This is a genomic window from Pseudotamlana agarivorans, from assembly GCF_001642835.1.
GTDB lineage: Bacteria > Bacteroidota > Bacteroidia > Flavobacteriales > Flavobacteriaceae > Pseudotamlana > Pseudotamlana agarivorans.
The window spans coordinates 456,042-478,000 of record NZ_LXEI01000001.1 but is presented as its reverse complement, the minus strand read 5'-3'; the positions used below and the strand labels follow the sequence as shown (position 1 = coordinate 478,000).

Annotated in this window: 24 protein-coding genes; 11 read left to right on the top strand and 13 right to left on the bottom strand. The window is 34.9% G+C overall.

Going from position 1 to position 21,959, the window contains the following annotated elements; all coding sequences use genetic code 11:
- The first annotated feature begins 11 nt into the window (after positions 1-11).
- Genes A6I66_RS01995 through tsaB form a run of 6 tightly spaced genes read left to right on the top strand, consistent with a single transcriptional unit; the run spans position 12 to position 6,394 of the window.
- A complete protein-coding gene (locus A6I66_RS01995; protein ID WP_067145045.1) occupies positions 12-713 on the top strand; it encodes an ABC transporter ATP-binding protein in 702 nt (233 codons plus the stop codon).
- Positions 706-1,935 (top strand): ABC transporter permease, encoded by a 1,230-nt coding sequence (locus A6I66_RS01990; protein ID WP_067145044.1) that lies wholly within the window; start codon positions 706-708, stop codon positions 1,933-1,935. Before A6I66_RS01995 ends, A6I66_RS01990 begins: the two co-directional genes overlap by 8 nt.
- A 2-nt stretch (positions 1,936-1,937) precedes the next feature.
- Positions 1,938-3,182 (top strand): ABC transporter permease, encoded by a 1,245-nt coding sequence (locus A6I66_RS01985; protein WP_067145043.1) that lies wholly within the window; start codon positions 1,938-1,940, stop codon positions 3,180-3,182.
- A 15-nt stretch (positions 3,183-3,197) separates the two neighbouring features.
- Positions 3,198-4,331, top strand: a complete 1,134-nt coding sequence (locus tag A6I66_RS01980; protein ID WP_067145042.1) for an efflux RND transporter periplasmic adaptor subunit — start codon at positions 3,198-3,200, stop codon at positions 4,329-4,331.
- A 4-nt stretch (positions 4,332-4,335) separates the two neighbouring features.
- Entirely contained in the window at positions 4,336-5,712 is a 1,377-nt protein-coding gene (locus tag A6I66_RS01975; RefSeq protein ID WP_067145041.1) for a TolC family protein, read from the top strand.
- 1 nt (position 5,713) lies between these two features.
- Complete coding sequence (tsaB, locus tag A6I66_RS01970) at positions 5,714-6,394, top strand: tRNA (adenosine(37)-N6)-threonylcarbamoyltransferase complex dimerization subunit type 1 TsaB (protein WP_245683414.1); 681 nt, start codon at positions 5,714-5,716, stop codon at positions 6,392-6,394.
- A gap of 5 nt (positions 6,395-6,399) precedes the next feature.
- Here the strand turns inward: tsaB and A6I66_RS01965 are convergent, their stop codons facing one another.
- From A6I66_RS01965 to A6I66_RS01950, 4 genes are all read right to left on the bottom strand, one after another.
- Positions 6,400-7,215: a mechanosensitive ion channel family protein gene (locus A6I66_RS01965; RefSeq protein WP_067145605.1), complete on the bottom strand. Its 816-nt coding sequence runs from the start codon at positions 7,213-7,215 to the stop codon at positions 6,400-6,402.
- Positions 7,216-7,303: 88 nt separating this feature from the next.
- On the bottom strand, positions 7,304-7,660 hold the full coding sequence (locus tag A6I66_RS01960) for a DUF1304 domain-containing protein (protein WP_067145040.1): 357 nt from the start codon (positions 7,658-7,660) through the stop codon (positions 7,304-7,306).
- A 187-nt stretch (positions 7,661-7,847) separates the two neighbouring features.
- Positions 7,848-8,048: a dodecin family protein gene (locus tag A6I66_RS01955; protein ID WP_067145039.1), complete on the bottom strand. Its 201-nt coding sequence runs from the start codon at positions 8,046-8,048 to the stop codon at positions 7,848-7,850.
- 50 nt (positions 8,049-8,098) lie between these two features.
- Positions 8,099-9,001 carry a NifU family protein gene (locus A6I66_RS01950; protein WP_067145038.1) on the bottom strand — a complete coding sequence of 301 codons (903 nt, stop codon included), beginning with the start codon at positions 8,999-9,001 and terminating at the stop codon, positions 8,099-8,101.
- Between the two features lie 409 nt (positions 9,002-9,410).
- On the opposite strand from A6I66_RS01950, the gene A6I66_RS01945 reads away from it, so the two are divergent.
- Positions 9,411-10,421, top strand: a complete 1,011-nt coding sequence (locus A6I66_RS01945) for a PorP/SprF family type IX secretion system membrane protein (protein WP_067145037.1) — start codon at positions 9,411-9,413, stop codon at positions 10,419-10,421.
- Between the two features lie 76 nt (positions 10,422-10,497).
- On the top strand, positions 10,498-11,013 hold the full coding sequence (locus A6I66_RS01940; RefSeq protein ID WP_067145036.1) for a gamma carbonic anhydrase family protein: 516 nt from the start codon (positions 10,498-10,500) through the stop codon (positions 11,011-11,013).
- A 204-nt stretch (positions 11,014-11,217) separates the two neighbouring features.
- Here the strand turns inward: A6I66_RS01940 and murI are convergent, their stop codons facing one another.
- The 9 genes from murI to A6I66_RS01895 all read right to left on the bottom strand — a co-directional run bounded on the left by murI (position 11,218) and on the right by A6I66_RS01895 (position 20,024).
- On the bottom strand, positions 11,218-11,997 hold the full coding sequence (gene murI / locus A6I66_RS01935; protein ID WP_067145035.1) for a glutamate racemase: 780 nt from the start codon (positions 11,995-11,997) through the stop codon (positions 11,218-11,220).
- Between the two features lie 78 nt (positions 11,998-12,075).
- A complete protein-coding gene (locus tag A6I66_RS01930) occupies positions 12,076-12,417 on the bottom strand; it encodes a hypothetical protein (RefSeq protein ID WP_067145034.1) in 342 nt (113 codons plus the stop codon).
- Positions 12,418-12,584: 167 nt separating this feature from the next.
- Positions 12,585-13,085 carry an OmpH family outer membrane protein gene (locus A6I66_RS01925; protein ID WP_067145033.1) on the bottom strand — a complete coding sequence of 167 codons (501 nt, stop codon included), beginning with the start codon at positions 13,083-13,085 and terminating at the stop codon, positions 12,585-12,587.
- Positions 13,086-13,116: 31 nt separating this feature from the next.
- Positions 13,117-14,184: an OmpH family outer membrane protein gene (locus A6I66_RS01920; protein WP_245683413.1), complete on the bottom strand. Its 1,068-nt coding sequence runs from the start codon at positions 14,182-14,184 to the stop codon at positions 13,117-13,119.
- A 165-nt stretch (positions 14,185-14,349) separates the two neighbouring features.
- The gene (locus A6I66_RS01915) at positions 14,350-16,989 is read right to left on the bottom strand and encodes a BamA/OMP85 family outer membrane protein (RefSeq protein ID WP_067145032.1); all 2,640 of its coding nucleotides are present in this window, start codon (positions 16,987-16,989) and stop codon (positions 14,350-14,352) included.
- Positions 16,922-17,662, bottom strand: coding sequence for an isoprenyl transferase (locus A6I66_RS01910; protein ID WP_067145031.1), 741 nt, complete (start codon positions 17,660-17,662; stop codon positions 16,922-16,924). The genes A6I66_RS01915 and A6I66_RS01910 overlap by 68 nt, the downstream gene beginning before the upstream one ends.
- A 2-nt stretch (positions 17,663-17,664) precedes the next feature.
- Positions 17,665-18,351, bottom strand: a complete 687-nt coding sequence (porG, locus tag A6I66_RS01905; protein ID WP_067145030.1) for a type IX secretion system protein PorG — start codon at positions 18,349-18,351, stop codon at positions 17,665-17,667.
- A gap of 122 nt (positions 18,352-18,473) precedes the next feature.
- Positions 18,474-19,361, bottom strand: a complete 888-nt coding sequence (locus A6I66_RS01900) for an NAD kinase (protein WP_067145029.1) — start codon at positions 19,359-19,361, stop codon at positions 18,474-18,476.
- A gap of 3 nt (positions 19,362-19,364) precedes the next feature.
- Positions 19,365-20,024 (bottom strand): CBS domain-containing protein, encoded by a 660-nt coding sequence (locus A6I66_RS01895; protein WP_067145028.1) that lies wholly within the window; start codon positions 20,022-20,024, stop codon positions 19,365-19,367.
- Positions 20,025-20,112: 88 nt separating this feature from the next.
- Here A6I66_RS01895 and A6I66_RS01890 point away from each other — a divergent pair, with 88 nt between their 5' ends.
- Genes A6I66_RS01890 through A6I66_RS01880 form a run of 3 tightly spaced genes read left to right on the top strand, consistent with a single transcriptional unit; the run spans position 20,113 to position 21,955 of the window.
- On the top strand, positions 20,113-20,826 hold the full coding sequence (locus A6I66_RS01890; RefSeq protein WP_067145027.1) for a pyridoxine 5'-phosphate synthase: 714 nt from the start codon (positions 20,113-20,115) through the stop codon (positions 20,824-20,826).
- Positions 20,826-21,587 carry an alpha/beta fold hydrolase gene (locus A6I66_RS01885; protein WP_067145026.1) on the top strand — a complete coding sequence of 254 codons (762 nt, stop codon included), beginning with the start codon at positions 20,826-20,828 and terminating at the stop codon, positions 21,585-21,587. Before A6I66_RS01890 ends, A6I66_RS01885 begins: the two co-directional genes overlap by 1 nt.
- Before the next feature lie 26 nt (positions 21,588-21,613).
- Positions 21,614-21,955: a phage holin family protein gene (locus tag A6I66_RS01880; protein ID WP_067145025.1), complete on the top strand. Its 342-nt coding sequence runs from the start codon at positions 21,614-21,616 to the stop codon at positions 21,953-21,955.
- Positions 21,956-21,959 lie beyond the last annotated feature (4 nt).

The window sequence follows — 21,959 nt, the reverse complement described above, 5'->3', positions numbered from 1 at the left end:
CTTAAATAGAAATGTTGAAAATCAGCGAACTTCACAAGTCCTACAAAATAGGCGATTCCAGTTTACATGTTTTAAAAGGTATCGATCTTTCTGTTGAAGCAGGCGAGATGGTCGCCATTATGGGATCTTCAGGTTCGGGAAAATCAACACTTCTTAATATTATAGGTATGCTAGATGAAGCCGATGAAGGTGAATATATTTTAGATGGCTTACCTATAAAAAACCTCACAGAAAAAAAAGCTGCAGTTTATAGAAACAAGTTTTTAGGATTTATTTTTCAATCCTTCAACTTAATCAACTATAAAAATGCGCTCGAAAATGTTGCTTTACCACTGTATTATCAAGGCTTAAAACGTAAAGAGCGCCTAGAAAAGGCTGCTTTTCATTTAGAAAAAGTAGGACTTTCAGCTTGGGCACATCATTTACCTAAAGAGCTTTCTGGTGGTCAAAAACAACGTGTAGCCATTGCAAGAGCTTTAGCTGCTAACCCAAAACTACTTTTAGCAGATGAACCTACAGGTGCTTTAGATACCAAAACATCTCATGAAATCATGGCTTTTATTCAACATCTTAATGATGAAGGTAAAACCATTTTAATGGTAACACACGAAGAAGATATTGCTAATATGTGTAAACGTATTGTCCGCTTACGCGACGGAATAATTCTTGAAGACACCATTGTAAACCAGGTTAGAGCAGAGCAGTATGTTTGATATCGATCTTTGGCGAGAAATATTTCAAAGCATCAATAAAAACCGAACACGTAGTTTGATGTCGGGATTTACTGTAGCTTTTGCTATCCTATTATTCGCTATCCTTTTTGGTATCGCAAACGGATTAAAAAACACCTTTAAGGAGGCTTTTGGTACCGATGCGAATAATTCCATAATGATTTTCCCTGGACGCACTACAAAAGCATATAAAGGGTTGCAGGTAGGAAGACAAATCCAGTTTAAAAATGAAGATCGCGCGCTTATAAAAGAGAAATATGGCGACAAAGTACAGTTTATCACATCCAAAGTCAATAAAAGCGTGAGTGCTTCTTATCGCGGTGAAAAAAACAATTATGAGCTGCGAGGGGTGTACCCCGAATTTATGTTTATTGAAAATAATGTGGTTAAATCGGGACGGTATATTAATCAGAATGACTTAGATAATAAAGCTAAAGTCGTAGTCATTGGTAAATCTGTTGAAGATGATTTGTTTTTCAAAGAAGATCCTATTGGTAAATATATTAACCTGAGTGGTATACAATATAAAATTGTTGGGGTCTTTACCGATGATGAAGGCGATAGTGAAGAAAGTGTGATTTATATGCCCATTACAACCACACAGTTTGTGTATGGCAATAATGATTTTATAGACTTACTGCATCTCACCTATAATCCTGAAATGTCTAACGATCAAGCCTTAGCTTTTGGGAACTCCATTAAAAAAGTTTTAAAAGATAAATTTGATGTTGCTAGAGATGACCAACGTGCCATCAGAATGAGGAACATGGCCGAAGGCACCAAAAAAGTGGAACTGATGACTTCTAGTTTAACCGTTATTATCCTAGTTATTGGCTTTGGTACCCTTATCGCAGGGATTGTGGGGATAAGCAATATCATGATTTTTGTTGTTAAGGAGCGTACTAAGGAAATCGGTATTCGTAAAGCACTAGGAGCTACACCCCGTTCTATTGTGTCGATTATTTTAATCGAGTCGATTATCATAACTACCATTGCTGGTTATATCGGCCTGCTAATAGGCGTTGGTGTGTTGGAACTTGTAGGGCCTAGTTTGGAAGTTTATTTCATAAAAGATCCTGGGGTAAGTAACAGTTTAGTAGTTGGTGCTACTCTTACACTTATTGTCGCGGGTGCTATTGCGGGTTATTTACCAGCTAAAAAGGCGTCAGAAATTAAACCTATAATAGCTTTAAGAAACGATTAACGATGTTCAGATTTTTATTCGATAGAGATACATGGCAAGAAGTTTTTGATAGCTTGAGTAAAAATAAACTGAGGTCTATTTTAACTATGGTAGGTGTCTGGTGGGGAATTTTATTATTAATCGGTCTGTTAGGTTCAGCTAGAGGCTTAGAAAACTCCTTTAACAGATTGTTTGGCGATTTTGCCACGAATACTGTTTTTATATGGGGGCAAAATACTGGGAAATCATTTAAAGGGTTTCAAGAGGGTCGTCGTGTTAATTTAACGCTCACTGATGCTAAAAAAATCGAAGAAAATGTTCAAGGTGTTGAATTTGTACTGCCGCGAAGTCAGCAACCAACAGTCATAACCAGAAACTTTTTGTCAGGAAGTTTTCAAATGGCCGGTGATTATCCATTGCTGGATCAATTACAGAAGAAGAAGTTAATTCACGGACGCTTCATTAATCAAAGTGATATTCACGACCGAAAGAAAATTGCAGTGATTTCTGAAGATGCCTATAAGCAACTATTCGAAGTCGATGAAGATCCTATCGGAAAGTATTTAGATGTTAATGGCATTAATTTTTTGGTAGTTGGAATGTTTGAAACAGGAGATGTCAACATGGGACCTGCAACCGATGTGCACATTCCATTTACTACTTTTCAACAGATTTATAATAAGGGCGATCAAATTGGTTGGATGATGATAACGGGAAAACCCGAATACGATATCAAACAGATTGAAGCCGATACTAAATTATTACTTAAAAATCTAAACCACATTCATCCAGAAGATACTAGAGCTTTTGGTAGTTTTAATTTGGGTAAAGAATTTGCAAAAATGACAGGCTTTTTAACAGGCATGCAGTTTTTAACTTGGTTTGTAGGTATAGCGACTTTAATTGCAGGTGTTTTTGCTATTGGGAATATCCTTTTAATCACCGTAAAAGAACGTACAAAAGAAATTGGATTAAGGCGCGCCCTTGGAGCCACACCGTTTGAAATAAAGAGACAAATTGTAGTCGAGGCTGTTTTTATCACTTTAGTAGCAGGTATCATAGGAATTATTTCTGGTGGATGGATACTCATAGCCTTAGATCACTTTTTTGGTCAGGGTGAAGATGCCGCCATCGTGAACGCTTCAGTTTCTATAGCCGTCGTTTTCGTAGCCTTAGCTATTTTAGTGTTTTTAGGAACTTTAATTGGGTTAATTCCTGCAACCAAGGCCACAAGCATTAAACCCATTGAAGCATTAAGAGAAGAATAAATAATAAGCAACACAATGAATAAAACCGTAAAAATTATTTTAGTCATAGTCGTTATTGTACTATTAGCTTTTGTATTAAAATACTTTAAAGATTCGAACTCCAAAGACATTTTGGAATACCAAGTTGAGGAACCTTTTTACACTTCGATAAATACCAAAGCGGTGGCTACGGGTAAATTAAATCCCGAAGAAGAAATTGAATTAAAGCCTCAGATTTCTGGAATTGTCGATAAAATTATGGTAGAAGAAGGTGATGTTGTAGAGAAGGGGGCCTTAATTGCTACCATTCGAGTGGTGCCTAACGAGCAAAATTTAGTGAGTGCAAAAAGTAGAATTGCTACGGCAAAACTATCTTATGAAAACTCGAAAATTTTATATGATCGAAACAAAAGTTTATTCGACAAAGGGGTGATTTCAAGACAAGATTTTGAAAATAGCGAATTGTCCTTCATGCAAGCCAAGGAAACCTATCATCAAGCACAAAATGATTATAAGATTATTAAACAAGGATCGGTATCTGGTGGTTCCACTTCAAATACCAGCATCGTAGCACAAATTGCTGGGACGATTTTAGAAATTCCTGTACGTGAAGGTAATCAAGTTATTGAAAGTAATAATTTTAATGATGGTACAACCATTGCGACTATTGCTGATATGAGCAAGATGATTTTTGAAGGTAAAGTTGATGAAGCAGAAGTTGGAAAAATTAAAGAAGGCAAAGCAATTAAAGTGGTTTTAGGTGCGATTCAAGATGAAGAATATCCTGCAGTATTAACCTTTGTTGCTCCTAAAGGAATTGAAGAAAATGGCGCGGTACAGTTTACTATTAAAGCTGACGTAAAAATTGAAGGCAAATCAAATATTAGAGCAGGTTATAGCGCTAATGCTGAAATTGAATTGGAGAATAAAGAAAAGGTTTTAGCCATTCGTGAAGCTTTGTTACAATACAACCGTATTACCGAAAAGCCTTTTGTAGAGATTTTAGATGGTGAAAACAAATACAAAAAGCAAGATGTCGAGCTTGGTTTGTCAGACGGTATCGATGTTGAGATAGTAAAAGGGGTGAAAGAAGGTGATAAAATTAAGGTTTGGAATAAAGCTTCAGAAGATAATGAAGACGAAGTAGGTCGTAAAGGAGGAAAACGTTAGTCATATGGAAATATTAAAATATAAAATATTATTAGGTTGCTTTCTTATAGCTTCTGTGTCGATAGCTCAGGAAAAATTATGGACACTTCAGGATTGTGTTAATTATGCACTAGAAAATAATATTTCTGTCAAGCAAACAGAATTAGATACCCAGGTTGCCGATCAAGATTTAGTAAGTGCAAAGGGAAACTTTCTACCAAATTTAAATGGCTCTGCTTCACAAAACTATAACTTTGGGTCCTTTATTGGTCAAGATGGAAACCGTGTTTCTAGAGATTCTCGTGGTAACAACTTTGGTTTAAGTTCTAGTACTGTTTTATTTAATGGCTTTCAAAATACAAATATTTATAAACAGGCAAAGTTAGGTATTCAATCTAGCCAGTTGCAGTTGTCTATTTTGAAAGATAACATTTCGCTAAATGTTGTAAATCAATTTTTAAACATTATGCTTAATCGTGAGAATTTAAAAGTGGCACATGAGCAAGTGGATATCACCACGAAGCAAGTTAATCAAATTCAGGAATTGGTGAATTCTGGTGTTCGTGCTAAAGTCGATTTATACGAAGTGAAAGCACAATTGGCAAGCGATCAAGAGCAGTTAATTAATGCTGAAAACAGTTTAGAACTAGCCAATTTGGCTTTAGCACAATTGTTACAAATCCCAAATGAAGGTTTTGAGGTAAGTGCTATGGAAATAGAATTGCCATATGTCGTTTTAGAACATAAGAGCGCTTCTGAGATTTATAATTTTGCACTGTCCAACAGGCCTGAAATTAAGGTTGCAGAACTAAATATAGAAGATGCAGAATTAGGGACTAATATTGCTAAGAGTAGTTTTTATCCAACTTTAAGTTTTGGCGCTGGTTTAGGAACGTCGTATCAGCATTTTCAAGGTCAAGAAGATTTAAGACCCATTATAGATCCTTCAGATCCAAATAATATTATTCTTGTAGATAATGGTTTCGGTCAGCAATTAGAAGATAATTTAGGTTATAACTTCGGGTTTAGTTTGAATATCCCTATTTTCAACAGATTTCAAACTAAAGTCAATGTTAATAAAGCTGAAATCAACGTTAAAAAATTAGAATATTCTTTAGAACAAGAGAAGCAAGATTTACGAACCAATATAGAACAAGCTTACGCTGATGCTAAGGCCGCATTTAATCAATATCAAGCCTCAAAAGCGTCGTTGGATGCTCAAACAGAGTCTTTTAAAAATGCCGAGGAAAGCTATAAATTAGGCGTTATGAACTCTTTTGATTTTGAGCAGGTTAGAAACCGATTGGTAAATTCAAAATCCAACATTATAAATGCCAAATACAATTTTGTTTTTAAGACAAAAGTTTTAGACTTTTACATGGGAAAACCTTTAACAGATTAACGTGAACACATACATACTAAACATTGAAACAGCAACCACCAATTGCTCGGTAGCCTTGTCTAAAAATGGTAAAACTATTGTTTTAGAAGAAGACAATGATAAAAATTATTCGCATGCCGAGCGCCTTCATGTATATATCGATACGGTTTTAAAGGAAGGGAACATCACTTCTAAAGATTTATCAGCGATATCAGTCAGTAAAGGACCGGGTTCATATACTGGATTACGTATTGGTGTTTCGGCAGCAAAAGGTCTTGCTTATGCCTTAAACAAACCATTAATAGCGGTGCCTACGCTAGAAGCATTAGCACAACAAGTGAAAGCAGAGAGTGGTGTTATTGTAGCTATGTTAGATGCTAGACGTATGGAAGTGTACTCGGCCGTTTATGATACTAATTATAATGAGGTACGTGAGACACAAGCCCAAATTTTAGATGAATCGTCTTTCATGGAATATTTAGAGCAAGGACTGGTTTATTTTGTTGGAAGCGGTGTAGAAAAAACAAAAACCATAATTCAGCATCCCAATGCGCGCTTTATAGATGGTAAATTACCTTCGGCCAATTATATGGGTGAGATCGCTAATATGAAGTACAAAATAAGCGACACCGAAGATGTCGCTTATTTTGAACCTTATTACTTGAAAGATTTTGTAGCTCTAAAGCCAAAACCAAAGTCTTAAAAGTATTAAGACTCTTTATGAATTTCAACTTGATGTGGGTAAGGAATTTCAATTCCAGCTGCATCAAGAGCTTCTTTTACATTTTCAGTAACATCAAAATACACAGTCCAATAGTCTCCAGAAGCACACCATGGTCTCACGGCAAAGTTTACCGAGCTATCAGCTAATTCAGAAACATTAACTGTTGGTGCAGGTTCTTCAATTACTAATGGATGTGCTTTTAAAACATTCATTAAAACTTCTTTAGTCTTTTTGATATCTGAAGCGTAATCAACACCAAAAGTTAAATCTACACGACGTGTTCCTGCAACCGTATAGTTTACAATATTTCCGTTAGATAAAGATCCATTAGGAATGATAATTTCTTTGTTTGATAAACCTGTAAGTTTGGTAGTAAAAATGGTAATTTCTTTTACACCACCAATTTCACCTTGAGCTTCAATAACATCACCAACTTTAAATGGTTTAAAAATCATAATAAGCACACCTCCAGCAAAGTTTGAAAGCGATCCTTGTAAGGCTAAACCAACAGCTAAACCAGCAGCAGCAATAATAGCGGCAAATGATGTTGTTTCTACACCTAAAGTACCCAGTACTACGATAATTAAAACAATTTTAAGTCCCCATCCCGCAAGATTAGATAAGAAACCTTGAAGACTCTCGTCGTAGTTTCCTTTAGACATAATCGTTTTTATGCCTTTTAAAAGTTTTGAGATAACCCAAGAACCAATGATCCATATAACTATGGCTCCTATAAGTTTAAGTCCGTAATCTACGGCTAAAGCCATCCAGGCTTCAAAGTCAATTTTTTCTAATTCCATCATGTTGTTTAAAAATTAAGTTTGTTTCAAAAATATTAACAATTCGGAACAATTCTTCTATGAAACGATAAAAAATAGTTAAGTTTCATTAAAAAAAGACGAAAAACAGAAAAACAAGTATGGCAGGAAGTGCCTGTACAAAAAAGATGACTTTGTTTTTTGTAGAATAAAAGCCATAAATACCAGCAATTGCAATACAAATTAGAAAAAAAGAAGCAAGTCTTTCGGAATTTTCATAAATAGAAAACCATAACCCTGCAGCTAAAAAACCATTATAAAGTCCTTGATTTGCTGCTAATACTTTCGTGTTTTGAGCAAATTCTTTTGATTCTAATTTAAAAGCTTTAATGCCTTTAGGTTTATCCCATAAAAACATTTCCAGAATTAAAAAATAAAAATGTAAAAAGGCTATGAAGCTTAAAAGGATGATTTGGATGATTGTCATGAGTGATTTGGTCGTTTTTAATGACGTTGTATAAAAAAAGCTGCCTTAAAAGTTATTTTTACGTCAATCTGATTTTATTTCGGATTCTCATAATTATTGAATTTCAATGTCATGAGATTCTGTGTCGAGCACAGAATAACGATGGTTTTAACTTTTAAGACAGCCTCTTTATTTTTTTTGTAATGGTTTAATCTACTTCAAAAGTGATCTTCACATTGACTCTAAATTCCGTCACTTCACCGTCTTTTACGTTAGCACTATGGTCCTGAACATAAACAGAGCGGATGTTTTTTAACGATTTTGAAGCGTGTTTAACGGCTTGTTTTGTTGCATCTTCCCAGCTTTTTTCTGAGTTAGCTAAAATTTCAATTACTTTTAATACTGCCATGATTTTTGTTTATTTAAGTTGAATCTTAAAGTTAACAAAAATTATTGGGATTATCCGTTAATTGCCTCAACCATAGCAACTTTCCCTGGTAACATTTCTTTTAGCATGTTCTCTATACCACTTTTTAGGGTATAGGTTGACGAAGGACAACCGCTACAAGCACCTTGAAGCAGGACACTTACATTTTTAGTATCCGCGTCATAGGATATAAATTGAATATTACCACCATCGCTCGCCACAGCTGGTTTAACGTATTCTTCAAGAATATTTATAATTTCCTTTGAAGTATCGTCTAACGATTCAAAATGGCTATCTAATTGCTGATTTGTTTTTTCTAAACTTTCAGCAGCATTAGCCACAACGATTTCTTTTCCGTTTTCAATAAACGATCTAATAAACTCTCTAACCTCAATAGTAACATCCTGCCACTCGGCCATATCATATTTAGTTATAGATACGTAGTTTTCATCTAAAAACACACTTTTTACAAATGGGAAATGAAATAATTCGGTCGCTAATGGCGATAATTTCGCTTCATCGATACTGGTAAATTCAAAAAGTGCATTCACTATTTTTTTATTAGCAACAAACTTCATTACCGAAGGGTTAGGCGTGCTTTCAGCGTATACCGTAACAGGTACTTTCTTAGCAGTTGTCGTGTCTTCAACCACAATGCCACCATCATTAAGATAGGCTTCAATTTGTTCGGCTACTTCATCCTGTACATCATTCCACTCTACAATATTATAGCGTTCTACAGCAATAAAATTCCCGGATATATATACCTTTTTTACAAATGGTAAATAAAATAATTGCTGTGCTAAAGGTGAGGCCTTAGCTTCGTCGATATTATTAAACTCAAAACTTTGGTGTTGTGTAATAAATTGATTGACTTCAAATTTTACAATCGCATTATTTGTGGTCTCTTGCACGGAAACTTTAAAAGTGTTCATCTTATCTATTTTTTGCAAAAATACGAAAACTAAATGTGAGCATTAAATATATTTGAAAGGCTTTCGATATTTCTAAATTTCGATATTATATGGAAAAATTATCAAGTTGTTCGTTTCAATATGATTTGATGTTGTGGTGCGTTGTGCAGTAATTTCAAAGCTGAAATGGTACTATATTTAGAGGGGTTTTTGGGGAATTCTTATTAAATTCATGAATTTAAGTACCTAAAGGGTGAAAATACATGTATTATTTCTATCAAATTTCGTTTATTACACATTAATATAGCGAAGGTATTGAAAGGTAATAAGTTGTATTGCCATTTTAATAATTTACATGTTGAAATATTGCCTGTTTTTTATGTAAATACGTTATGTTTGTTAATTGATTAAACAAAGACTACTTTATATTATGAAACTAAACCACGTTATTCTTGCGGTTGTAGCTCTACTAAGCTTTCAATTTGTAAGAGCCCAGGAAGGCATGCCTATTTATGCCGATTATTTAAGTGATAATTATTATTTAATTCATCCTTCTATGGCTGGTGCCGCTAATTGTGGTAAAATTCGAGTAACAGGTAGACAACAGTGGTTTGGGCAAGACAATGCCCCTAAACTATTAACAGTAAGTGCTAACAGTAAAATTGGTGAATCGCAATCGGCAATAGGTGGTATTGTTTACACCGATAAAAACGGATACCATTCGCAAACGGGAGGTTATTTAACTTATGCACATCATCTTATGTTTTCTAGAAGTGCAACCGACTTAAACATGCTTTCTTTTGGTTTAAGTGCTGGGTTTATTCAGTATAAATTGGATGAAACCGAGTTTTTAAACGATTTACCAGTTCGTGATCCTAATATCGATGGAATTGTACAAAGTGATGCCAATTTTAATTTAGATTTTGGGTTTTCATACTTTTACTTAAACTTTTATGCTCATGCTACCGTTAAAAACTTACTTAATAATTCCGGTATTAATAACGATCTTGAAATTACAAGTAACCTAAGACGTTTTTTATTTTCAACAGGTTATGTGTTTAACCGACCAGGGAGCTCTTGGTCTTTTGAGCCGTCGACGTTATATCAATATAAGGCGGGTACAAAGGAAAATATTATTGATATCAATGCTAAGGTTTATAAGCAAATGGATTTCGGACAAGTTTGGGCAGGTTTATCTTACCGTCAAAGTCTAGATGGTGCCGAATACCAAACGGACGCTAACACTATTGAAACTCAAAAACTCAATCAAATTACACCGCTAGTTGGTGTTAATTATGAACGTTTTATGTTTGCATATACATATACTTATCAAACGAATGATATTGTATTTACTAATGGTGGATTTCATCAATTTTCTTTAGGTTATGACTTCAATTGTGCCCCTAAGCGTTACGAGTGTCATTGTCCTGCTGTTAATTAGATTAGAATAAGGACCAGGAGCCAAGAGTTAAGATTTGTAAAGCCAATAACTATTAACCAATAACCCTATAGTCAGCATGCCTGTAATAAAACCCGTAAATGGCAAATCGCCTCAAATTCCAGAAGATTGTTTTGTAGCTGAAAACGCAACCATCGTTGGAGATGTTACCATAGGTAAACAAGGTAGTATTTGGTTTAGTGCTGTAGTTCGTGGCGATGTTAATTACATTAAAATGGGCAATAAGGTGAACATACAAGATGGTGCTGTAATTCATGCTACATATCTTACTGCGCCCACCAATATTGGTAATAACGTGTCTATAGGACATAATGCCCTGGTGCACGGTTGTACTATTCACGACAATGTCCTTATTGGTATGGGAAGCATCGTTATGGACGGTTGTGTTGTTGAAAGCAATAGTATTATTGCGGCTGGTGCTGTAGTTACTAAAAATACTAGAGTAGAGGCTGGCAGTATCTATGCTGGTGTACCTGCTAAAAAGGTTAAGGATGTAAGTCCAGAGTTACTATCGGACGAAATTAACCGTATTGCCGATAACTACATTAAATATTCTAGTTGGTTTAAAGAATAAACAGCAATACTTTAAGTTTAAGCTCTTAGGGTTGTTTTTTTAGGGCGTTACCACAAGGGTCGCGTTTTCCACTATATCTTTTTTGGGTTATGTTTTCGTAGCTTTTTTAGTATTTTGAGTCAAAATGAAGGTATGGAAGCTAAAATTGTAGTTACCCAACCAAAAAAGGATGCCGTTGCAACCGCTAACGCAAAATCTTACCTTTTAAAAGTCCAGATAAGAAATATCATTAGACGCCCCCAAAAGCGTTGTAATAACCTGAGGATTCGCATTTGTAAATAATGTTGATTTGCCTTTTTTAGTAGACTGGTTTAGTAAATTGTGTTGAATTAAAACGGCTTTCGTTTGTCTAGCAACCGCTTCACCAGAATCTATAATTTTTATGCTTTTAGGTAATATTTTTAAAAGTATTGGGATAAGGTAAGGGTAATGGGTACAGCCTAAAACAAGGTAATCTATATCGGCATCAATCATGGGTTTAAGGTATACTTCTAACAGCCCTGTCATGGCTTCAGAGTGTAGTTTTCCGTCTTCAATAAGTTCTACAATACCATGCCCTTCTTGTTCTATAATTTTAGAGTCACTGGCGAATAAATGGGCCGTTTTATGAAAAAGCTCACTACTTAAGGTCCCTTTTGTAGCCAAAATACCTATGGTATGTGTTTTGCTGTTTAATGCGGCTGGTTTAATGGCTGGTTCTATCCCAATAAAAGGTATATTGTAATTCTTCCGAAGATAGTCTATAGCGTTTGTTGTAGCCGTATTACAAGCCACTACAATAAGTTTACAACCTTGCGCGATTAAATATTCTGTGTTTTTAATGCTGAGATCTATAATGGCCTGTTTCCCTTTAGGGCCATATGGGGCATTCTTACTATCGGCTAGATAAATCATATTTTCGTGCGGTAACAAGGCTTGGATTTCTTTCCAAATGGAAGTCCCCCCAACACCAGAATCGAAAATGCCAATAGGTTGTTTGCTCATAGTTTAACAAAAATAAAAAAGCTGCCTATACAAGGCAGCTTTTTTTGGAATTATTATGTTTTACTATGTTGTAGTCATTTAATCATCAGTCCTTTTTACAGCTCTTTTTCTCGCATATGAACCATTTTCACTAATAAATAATTGGTATGAATCTGTGTCTTCAAATAAATAGATATATCCAGTTTCTGAATCTTCATATATTATAGTTGTATTCTTTTCTAATAACGATTGGATGTATTCTGATTCTTCTGTTTTTATAACAAAAGCCTGCTCTTTATTTGTAACGTCAGTTTTCATATGGTATGCCTTACCATCTATAATATAAGTTGAATTTTCGTAGTTGATCTCAGACGATACATCAGAATTGGTGCTACAGGATAATAAAACAGTTAATAGGAGAAGGGTAATAAAATTTTTCATAAACTTCTTATTTTGGATTTAAATAAGCCTCTAATGTAAGTTAATACCTATAATATCGAAGATAATACGTGTTAAAAAAATGTTAAAATTTATTTGATTTTAAGGTATAATAAAAAAGCCACCTCTAAGTAAGAGGTAGCTTTAATTATGTCGTTTGACGTTTTGTGTTAGATCCCTAACTTTTTCTTCACGTCGGCTAAAATGTCTTTTCCGTCAGCAACGATTAAAGAAGCTCTATCTACTACGTAATCGTAACCTTGAGCTTTAGCAACTTCTTGAATAGCTTTCATTGCTTTCTCTTGGATAGGCTTAAATAACTCAGCTTCTTTTTTAGCGATGTCTTGTTGAGCATCAGCTCTAAACTGCTGAATACGTTGTTGTTTTTCTTGTAATTCTAAACCTCTTTTTTGGTTTTCTTCATCTGTTTTTGTTGCAGCTTCAGCTTCGTATTGTTTTACTGTGTTTTGGTACTCAGTAATAGAAGCTTGAATATCTGTTTGGTATGTTTTACCTAAAGTTTCAATCTCTGTTTGAGCCGCTTTAGCTTCTGGCATTGCTGCGATTAACTCTTGCGTATTTATATGTGCAATCTTGCTTTGTGCTTGAGTAAAACTAACTGTTGCAATACAAAATGCAGTTGCTAATAAGAGATTTTTTAATTGTTTCATTTTTAATAGTATTAAGTGTGTTATAAATTGATTATTTGTTTTGGTTTATACTGTCTCTTGCGCGTTGGCGCTCTTCTAATATTTTACGTTTTCTTTCTTCTAATTCTTTTTTTCTAGCTTCGCGATCGGCGAGTTTCTTTTGTCTGTTTTCTTCTATGAGTTGTTCTCTAGTTTTGGTTTCAGGTGCATTTTCCTTAGCAGTTTCTCCAGATTCTTCAATGTCATCACCGACTTCACCTTCTTCTTGTGGTGTAACACCGTTTCTAGCATCTAACTTGGCTTGACGTTCACGTTCTCGCTCTTCAATGATTTTCTGACGTCTTTCTAGAGCTTCTTGTTTTTTTGCTTCCCTAGCAGCCAAAACTTCTCGTTTTCGAGCTTCGGCAGCACTTTCACGAGCTTCAAGTTCCTCATTTATTTCCGGAACCAGTTCTTCTTCTTCGGCCGCTTTACGCTCTGTTCGGTTTTGTGCTTGATTTCTTTTTGCAGTTCTTGAAATACTTCTTAAAATCTGCTCGCTTAAATCATAACGTTTTGCCGAGAATAACATAGTGGCATCCGAAGATTTATCGAAAATAAAATCATATTTTTTACCTTCTGCGATATCTTGAACTGCCGAAAAAATTTGATCTTGTATCGGTTGCATTAATTGCTTTCTTTGAATGAACAAATCACCGTTTGGACCAAATCGTTTTTGTTGGTAGTCTAAAATTTCACTTTCTTCAAAATCGATGTCTTCTTCGCGTTCATGAATTAGTTCTTCCGTTAAAAGAACCTTTTCAGTGGTTAGGTCTTTTCTTTTTTGTTCAACAGCTTGCAACTTTTCATGGATTTCATTTTTCCATTTCTCAGCTTTTTGGTTTAACTGTTTCGTGGCTTCTTGATATTCGGGTACATTTTCTAAAATATATTCGGTATCAATATAGCCTATTCTAACCCCACGCTGCGCATGTAAATTAAAACATGCCGTAAAAATTAATATCAGTAAAAAAAGAACGTTGCTTTTATGATTTGTCAACATGTTTCTAATTTGGGTAACAAATAACGGGCTTATAATGTCATTTTTAAATGTTGTGTTTTTTAACAAGGCTCGTTTCATTTGGTTAATGTTTAGTGTTTGGTTTTAAAGTTTTAAAAGGGTAAACAAGGACGCCTTTTAAAATACAATCTTCAAAATTAACGAAATATAATCTTAAAAATTTTAATTCCCATGCAAAACATTAAAGTGTTATTAGAAAATATCGTGCCACAATAAATTAAGTTTTTAAAATTGTTGCCCAATAATAAAATGTGTTTCCCATCCATTACTTACTGTTGTTCCTGGAATTGGATCAAATCCATAACCAAAATCAATGCCTAATAATCCAAATGCAGGCATGAAAATTCTTAGTCCTACACCAGCTGATCGATTTAAATCGAAAGGATTATAATCTCTAAAACTATCATAGGAGGCTCCAGCTTCGGCAAAACCTAAAGCAAATATTTTAGCCGAGGCTTTTAATGTTATTGGGTAACGTAATTCTAATGAAAACTTATTGTAAATAGTACCTCCGTCTTGGCCAGATAAAGAATTGTTTGGGTAACCACGTAATTGGATAGTTTCCCTACCGTCTAAACTGTAATTCCCTAAACCATCACCACCAACGAAGAAACGCTCAAAAGGAATAACTCCTCTATCATTATTGTAGGCTCCTAGGAACCCAAATTCTGTGCTTGGTCTTAAGACTAAATCTTTAGCAATTTGTGTAAACCATTCTGCTTTAAACTTTATTTTGTAAAATTCTAGCCACTTGTAACGTTCTTGGTCTATTTCAGAGATTCTTTCGTTGGCAGCTAGAACTTCGTCAGGCTGTGTATCAGGTAGATTTCTAATGATATCATTTTCTTCACGTTCAATTTTTAATGCTTCATAATCCACATTGTTAAAGAGTGAATATGGTAAAGTAAGTTTAGCACTTACCGAGTAACTCGATCCTCCTGTTGGATAAATAGGATCTACGCTAGTGTTATTTCTACTAAGTCCAATAGTGTACGAAAGGTTGTTCGAGTAGCCGTCACCAAACTCAAAAAGTCCTGTGTTGTAGTTGTTCAAATCATAACGTTGGTAACCAATAGCTTGAGAAAGTGTAAAGAAATCATCTGGAACACTTAAACGTTTTGCTAAACCAAAAGTGATACCTGTAATGTTAAAACTTCTGCTCTTATCTACCTCGTAAGTGAATGGATTCTGTCCGAACTGTTTCGTATGCGATAAAGAAGCCGAAAATTGTACAGGCTTTTTACCACCTAACCAAGGTTCTGAGAACGAAAAACTGTAGGTTTGGTAAAACTGACTGGCTTGTAAACGAAGTGCTAGTTTTTGACCATCACCCATAGGGATTGGTTTATAGGCGTCCTTTTTAAAGATATCTTTTATAGAAAAGTTATTAAAGGATAGTCCTAAAGTACCAATAAATCCACCACCACCGTAGCCACCTTGTAATTCAATTTGACTAGATCCTGTTTCCTTAACCGAGTATTCCATATCTATAGAGCCCTCAACAGGATTTGGGTTTAGGAAGTTTGGCGTTAACTCTTGGGCATCAAAGAACCCTAACTGTCCAAGCTCTCTCACTGTACGAACCACATTAGCTTTACTATATAATTCTCCCGGACGTGTACGTATTTCTCGATAGATAACGTGATCGTTTGTTTTGTCGTTTCCAACAACACTTACATTGTTGAAATAGGCTGGTTTTCCTTCAGAAATTCTAATTTCAGTATCAATAACATGGTTTTCAACATTCACCTCTACCGAGTTGATACTTGAGAATAAATACCCGTTATTTTGATACTGGTTGGTAATATCGAAAGCATCTGGCTTGGAATTGTCAGCAATACGTTCCTGTAAAAGGATGCTGTTATAAACATCGCCTTTGTTAATTCGTAGTAATCGTTTTAAATATAAGTCACTGTAAACAGTATTTCCAATAAAATTGATTTCCCCAAATTTATATTGTTCTCCTTCGGTAACATTAATTTGAAGTGATATGGTTTTATCGTCGTTAACGATAAGGCTGTCCGATATAATTCGGGCATCTCTATAACCATTTTTCTTATACGTGTCAATAACATGACCTAAATCGGCTTGATACGCAGAGTCGATAAATTTAGAGCGTTTCCAAATGCGTAAACGATTTCTTTTTTTCGTGCTTTTCATACTAGCACGAAGTTTTTTATCCTCTAAAACCTCATTGCCATTAAATGTAATATCTTTAATTTTCACTTTGGCACCCCTGTCGATGTTTAATACCATATTCACGCGTTGCGTATCAATAGAATCTTTAACTTCAATAGTGTTTATGTGTACTTTGGTATTATAATAACCGTCCTTTTTATATTTTTTTGTAAGGAAGTTTTTGGTTGTAGTAATTAAGTTTTCAGTAACCTTTACACCTTTATTAAGGTTGTTTTCTTTAATAATTTCGTCTTGCTTCCCTTTTTTAACACCGTTAATTCTAAGTTCGTTAAGCTGAGGTAAATCAGAAAGCCTAATTTGTAGCGTCACAACGTTACCTTCTATATTGGTAACATAAACTTCAATGTCGTTAAAAAGTTTAGAGTTCCAAAGTTTCTTAATGGCGTTACTAATTTCTTCTCCAGGAATGTATATTTCTTTGCCTTTACTTAAACCGGAATATGTGATAATGGTTTGCTCGCTAAAGGTTGTATTTCCTTCTACAGATATCTCGCCAAGTGTATACTTTGTGTTAGGGTTTTGTGCTTCAATAATAAAGCTGCCTATAAAAAGAATTATAGAGGTACAATATTTCAAAAGTGTTAATACAGAAGGTGTATTAACTAAGTTGGTCGCTGGTTTTCCCAAATCGTCGTTCTCTTTTTTGATATTCAATAATAGCTTCATACAAATGTTGTCTGGTAAAATCTGGCCATAGCACACTTGTAAAATGTAATTCGGCGTACGCAATTTGCCACAACAAGAAGTTACTTATGCGTTGTTCTCCGCTGGTTCTGATAAGTAAATCTACATCTGGCAAATTTTGCGTGTAAAGATGCTCATTAATAATTGATTCATCAATATTTTCGGGCGAAATTATATTATTTTTAACTTTATTGCTAATTTCTTTTACTGCGTTTACTATTTCATCTCTTGAGCCATAGCTAAGTGCAAGAGTAAGAGTCATTCGTGTGTTATCTTTGGTTGATTCAATAGCAGATGAAAGCTCTTCAAAAACTTTTTTAGGTAGGGTTTTTAGACAGCCTATAGCAGAAAGTTTGATATTATTTTTTTGAAGGGTCTTTAATTCTTTTGTTAACGATGACACTAAAAGTTTCATAAGCGCTTTAACCTCTAGCTTTGGGCGATTCCAGTTTTCTGTAGAAAAGGCATAAAGCGTGAGGTTTTCTATGCCAAGTTCGGCACAAGCTTCTACGGTTTTTCTTACTGTTTTTGTGCCATTTTCATGTCCAAAAGCACGAATCATACCTTTTTGCTTCGCCCAACGACCATTGCCATCCATAATTATGGCAATATGTTTTGGTAAAGCGTCGGGTATTATATTATTTTTTAAATCCATTTTTATTTCACACAATAACATGGGTTTTGTCCAAACGTATAGGTTAGGGTAAGCCCAGAAAACATGTACCAGTCGTTATTGTTTATATTTCCAAATTGGTATTGCTGTAAATTGTCGGAACTCGGCATACTGCCATCAATTTCATCGGTAAATGTATAGCGAGCACCTACTTCTATACCAACAACAAAATTTCCAACTATTTTGGCTTTAACACCTATGGCCATGGGGATAGCAAAATCCCAACTTGATTTGTTTTCTGAAGTTTGACTTCCATTAATAAAATAGTAATTGCCATAACGTACCGTGCTAATACCACTATAGAGGTAAGGTGTAAATTCTTTTTTTCCGGAATGTAAATCGAAATCTAAAAAGGTGAATTCCATTCCAGCAGAGATTTCTAATAGGTTAGAATCAAAGTCATAATCGCGTTGAATACGTCTCGGGTCTTCTGATTTAGAGTCGTATGCTTTTAAATCGGAATAGATAATCGATGCTCTCCAAGAGTGTCTGGTGCTTCTGTTCCATCGGTATAGGAGACCCAGTGCTGGGGCGTTTGGCGCGATATATTCCGTAGAACCAACATCACCAATTAAATTACTGCCTCCTGCAAAACCACCAATTTCATGAATTTGTGCTTCACAAAAATGGATGCTTAAAATGCTTATTATCAATAGGGTTAAATGCCTCATAAAAATTCAAAAGTTTGCAAATATAATAAATAAGATTAGTTTGTAGTACATTGAACTAAATAGTCTTAGTGTAAAACAGCATTTCTTTATAATTATTGCTTTTATAAGTGTAGATAGTTAGGTTAGTTGTTGCGTTTGTCTTCTCCCCAAAGTAGTTTTTTTCTTAAAGTAATTAGGAAGCTTTCGTCTAGAAGATCAATCATTTTTATTTTGAAATCGGCTTTTTTAATTTTTATCAAAGTCCCGTTATCAAGTGTGGCAATTCTCGAATCTAAAGATACTAAATGGTTTTCTTCACGACCGCTAACCCTAAGGTGGACTTCGGTAGAATCTGGTATAATTAGAGGGCGGGCACTTAAATTATGAGGGGCGATGGGTGTTAATACAAAGCTGTTGGTGCTAGGTGTAATTACGGGGCCGCCACAGCTTAAGGAATATCCTGTTGAGCCTGTTGGTGTTGATAAAATTAATCCGTCACTCCAATAGGAGGTTAAATATTCGCCATCCAAATGGGTTTCCACGGTAATCATGGATGTGGTGTTTTTTCTGCTAACCGCAACTTCATTGAGCGCAAAATTCATCGCGCTAATATCTTTATTTTTCGGTGTTGTTTCCACAGCTAATAAACTACGCTCCGATATTTTGTAATTGCCATCAATAATATTTTGCATGGCGTTTTCAATCACATCGACTTGAATGGTGGCTAAAAATCCAAGGCGTCCTGTATTGATACCAATAATTGGAATGTCAATATCTTTCACAAAAGTAATCGCTCTTAAAATGGTGCCGTCACCTCCAATACTTACTAAAAAATCGAAGGACGTATCTAGGGTGTCAAAGGTTTTAAAGGAGCTGAAATCGTTTATTTGAGCGGAATTTTCTCTTATAAGGTTGAAAAAATGGGTTTCGATATAGGCATCGATGTTTTTTTTCAAGAGATAATTGAATAATCTTTCTACTGAAACAGATGTGTTTTTATTGTAAAATCGTCCGAAAACGGCAACTTTCATATATTATATGTTTAAGTATTTTTTTAAATAATCTGAACGCTCTTTTAGGGTTTCAATATACCCATCTTGTTCATGTCCAGATACGATATTATAGCTGTATCTTCTAAATGTTTGAATAACGTCTGTAATATCTGTTTGTCCAATTTTGAGAGTAATTTGGGCTAAATCACTGCTCATTCTAGAGATAAAAGCCCCGAGTATTTTACCGCCATTAGATTCAACAATCTGACTGATTTCACTAAACGAGTAGTCGTTTGTGCCTTTTTCAATCACTAAAACACCGCCAGACTCCGTGAAAAATGGAGAGTCACTAAACAAACTAATAATATCGTTAAGCTCGTAGTAGCCCAAATACTCATTTTTATCGTTTAGCACCGGCATTATATTGGTAGAGTTTTTGGCAAAAGCCTCTAAAACATCCAACCATAATGTGGTGTCTTGAACAAAAAAACCTTCAATAGAATATTTGTACTCCGTTAAGGATTTAGTTTTCTCAAAACAATAGGCATCGGCTTCAGAAAAACTGCCAATAAAAGCATTGTTCTCATCACTAACAGGGATATGAGAAAAGGTTAGCTGGTTGAAAAGCAACTGCAAATCACTCACCTTGCTCTCTATGTCCAAAGGCTTTATATCGTTTATAATATATTCTGAGAGTTTCATAATTCCTGTTGAATTGGACTGCAAATTAATCAAAAAAAAAGTATGATAGGCTGTTCTACTTTGTATTTTTGCTTTTTAAAACGGATTTATGACAAAGTTAAGTGTTAACATCAATAAGATAGCAACGTTAAGAAATTCACGTGGTGGCGATGTACCTAATGTGGTAGGTTTTGCAAAAGACGCACAGCGTTTTGGGGCCGAAGGGATTACTATTCACCCTAGACCAGATGAAAGGCATATTAGATATCAAGATGCACGCGATTTAAAACCAGAGGTGTACACCGAATATAACATTGAAGGAAACCCTGTAGAGTCCTTTATGAATTTGGTTCTTGAAGTTAAGCCAACACAGGTTACACTCGTGCCGGATGCGGTTGATGCCATAACTAGTAATGCTGGTTGGGATACGATTAAACATAAAGACTTTTTAATTGATGTGATTCAGGAATTTAAAAATAATGGCATTCGAACGTCTATTTTTGTCGATCCTGTTTTAAAGCAAATTGAAGGCGCTAAACTTACAGGAACCGATCGTATTGAATTATATACCGAGGCTTTTGCACATCAATATAGTTTAGGAAATAAATCAGCAATCAAACCTTATTTTGAAAGCGCTCAATTGGCCAATGAACTTGATTTAGGAATCAACGCTGGACACGATTTGTCTTTAGAAAATATTAAATTTTTTAAGGACGAAATTCCTAATTTATTGGAAGTTTCTATAGGTCATGCCTTAATTACCGAAAGTTTGTATTTAGGGGTAGAAAACGTTATTCAAATGTATTTAAACAAACTTAAATAATGCTATTACATTCAACAGTTATAGGTGAAGGAAAGCCTTTTGTTATTTTACACGGATTTTTAGGTATGAGCGATAACTGGAAAACCTTAGGGATGCAGTTTAGCGAGGCAGGATATGAAGTACACTTAGTTGATCAGCGTAATCATGGACGTAGTTTTCACGATGATGCATTTAGCTATGAAGTACTTGCTGAGGACCTAAAATTTTATTGCGAACACTATAATTTACAAGATATCGTACTTCTTGGGCACTCTATGGGCGGAAAAACAGCTATGATGTTTTCTACACTTTACCCAGAATTGGTGTCTAAATTAATTGTTGCCGATATATCGCCTAGGTTTTACCCGGTGCATCACGACGCTATTTTAAACGGATTAAGCGCTATTAAGTTTGATGAAGTTAAGAGTCGCGGACAAGTAGATAAGGTTTTAAGTGACTACGTTAAGGATTTAGGAACCAGACAATTTCTACTTAAAAACTTGTATTGGGTTGAAAAAGGACAGTTGGGTTTACGTATTAACTTAGAGGTGCTTCAAAATGAAGTTGCCGAAGTAGGTGAGGCCTTGCCAAGTCATGCGACATATGGTGGTGATACCTTATTTTTACGTGGCGATCGCTCAGAATATATAGGTGTAGGTGATGAGCGTATTATTAAAACACATTTCCCTAAAGCAAATATCGTTACGATTTCTAACGCAGGTCACTGGTTACATGCTGAAAATCCAAAAGATTTTTATGCTGAAGTGATGAAGTTTGTGTAAATTGTAGGAATTTAAATTCTAAAATCATGAAACTTATTCTAAAATGGTTATTAACTGCTGCTGCCGTGTTTCTATTGGCAAATTTTTTATCTGGTGTCACTGTTGATGGTTATACTACAGCGCTTATAGTTTCGGTTATTTTAGCAGTGTTAAATCTTTTTGTGAAGCCCATTTTGGTAATTTTTACTTTACCGATAACGATTTTTACCTTAGGCTTATTTTTACTTGTTATCAATGCTATAATTATACTTCTGGCAAGTAATCTTACTAGTGGGTTTCATGTAAATGGTATTTGGACTGCTATTATATTTAGTATTCTATTGTCTATTCTAGAATCTATACTCCATTCGCTTATAAAAGAGGATTAAATCA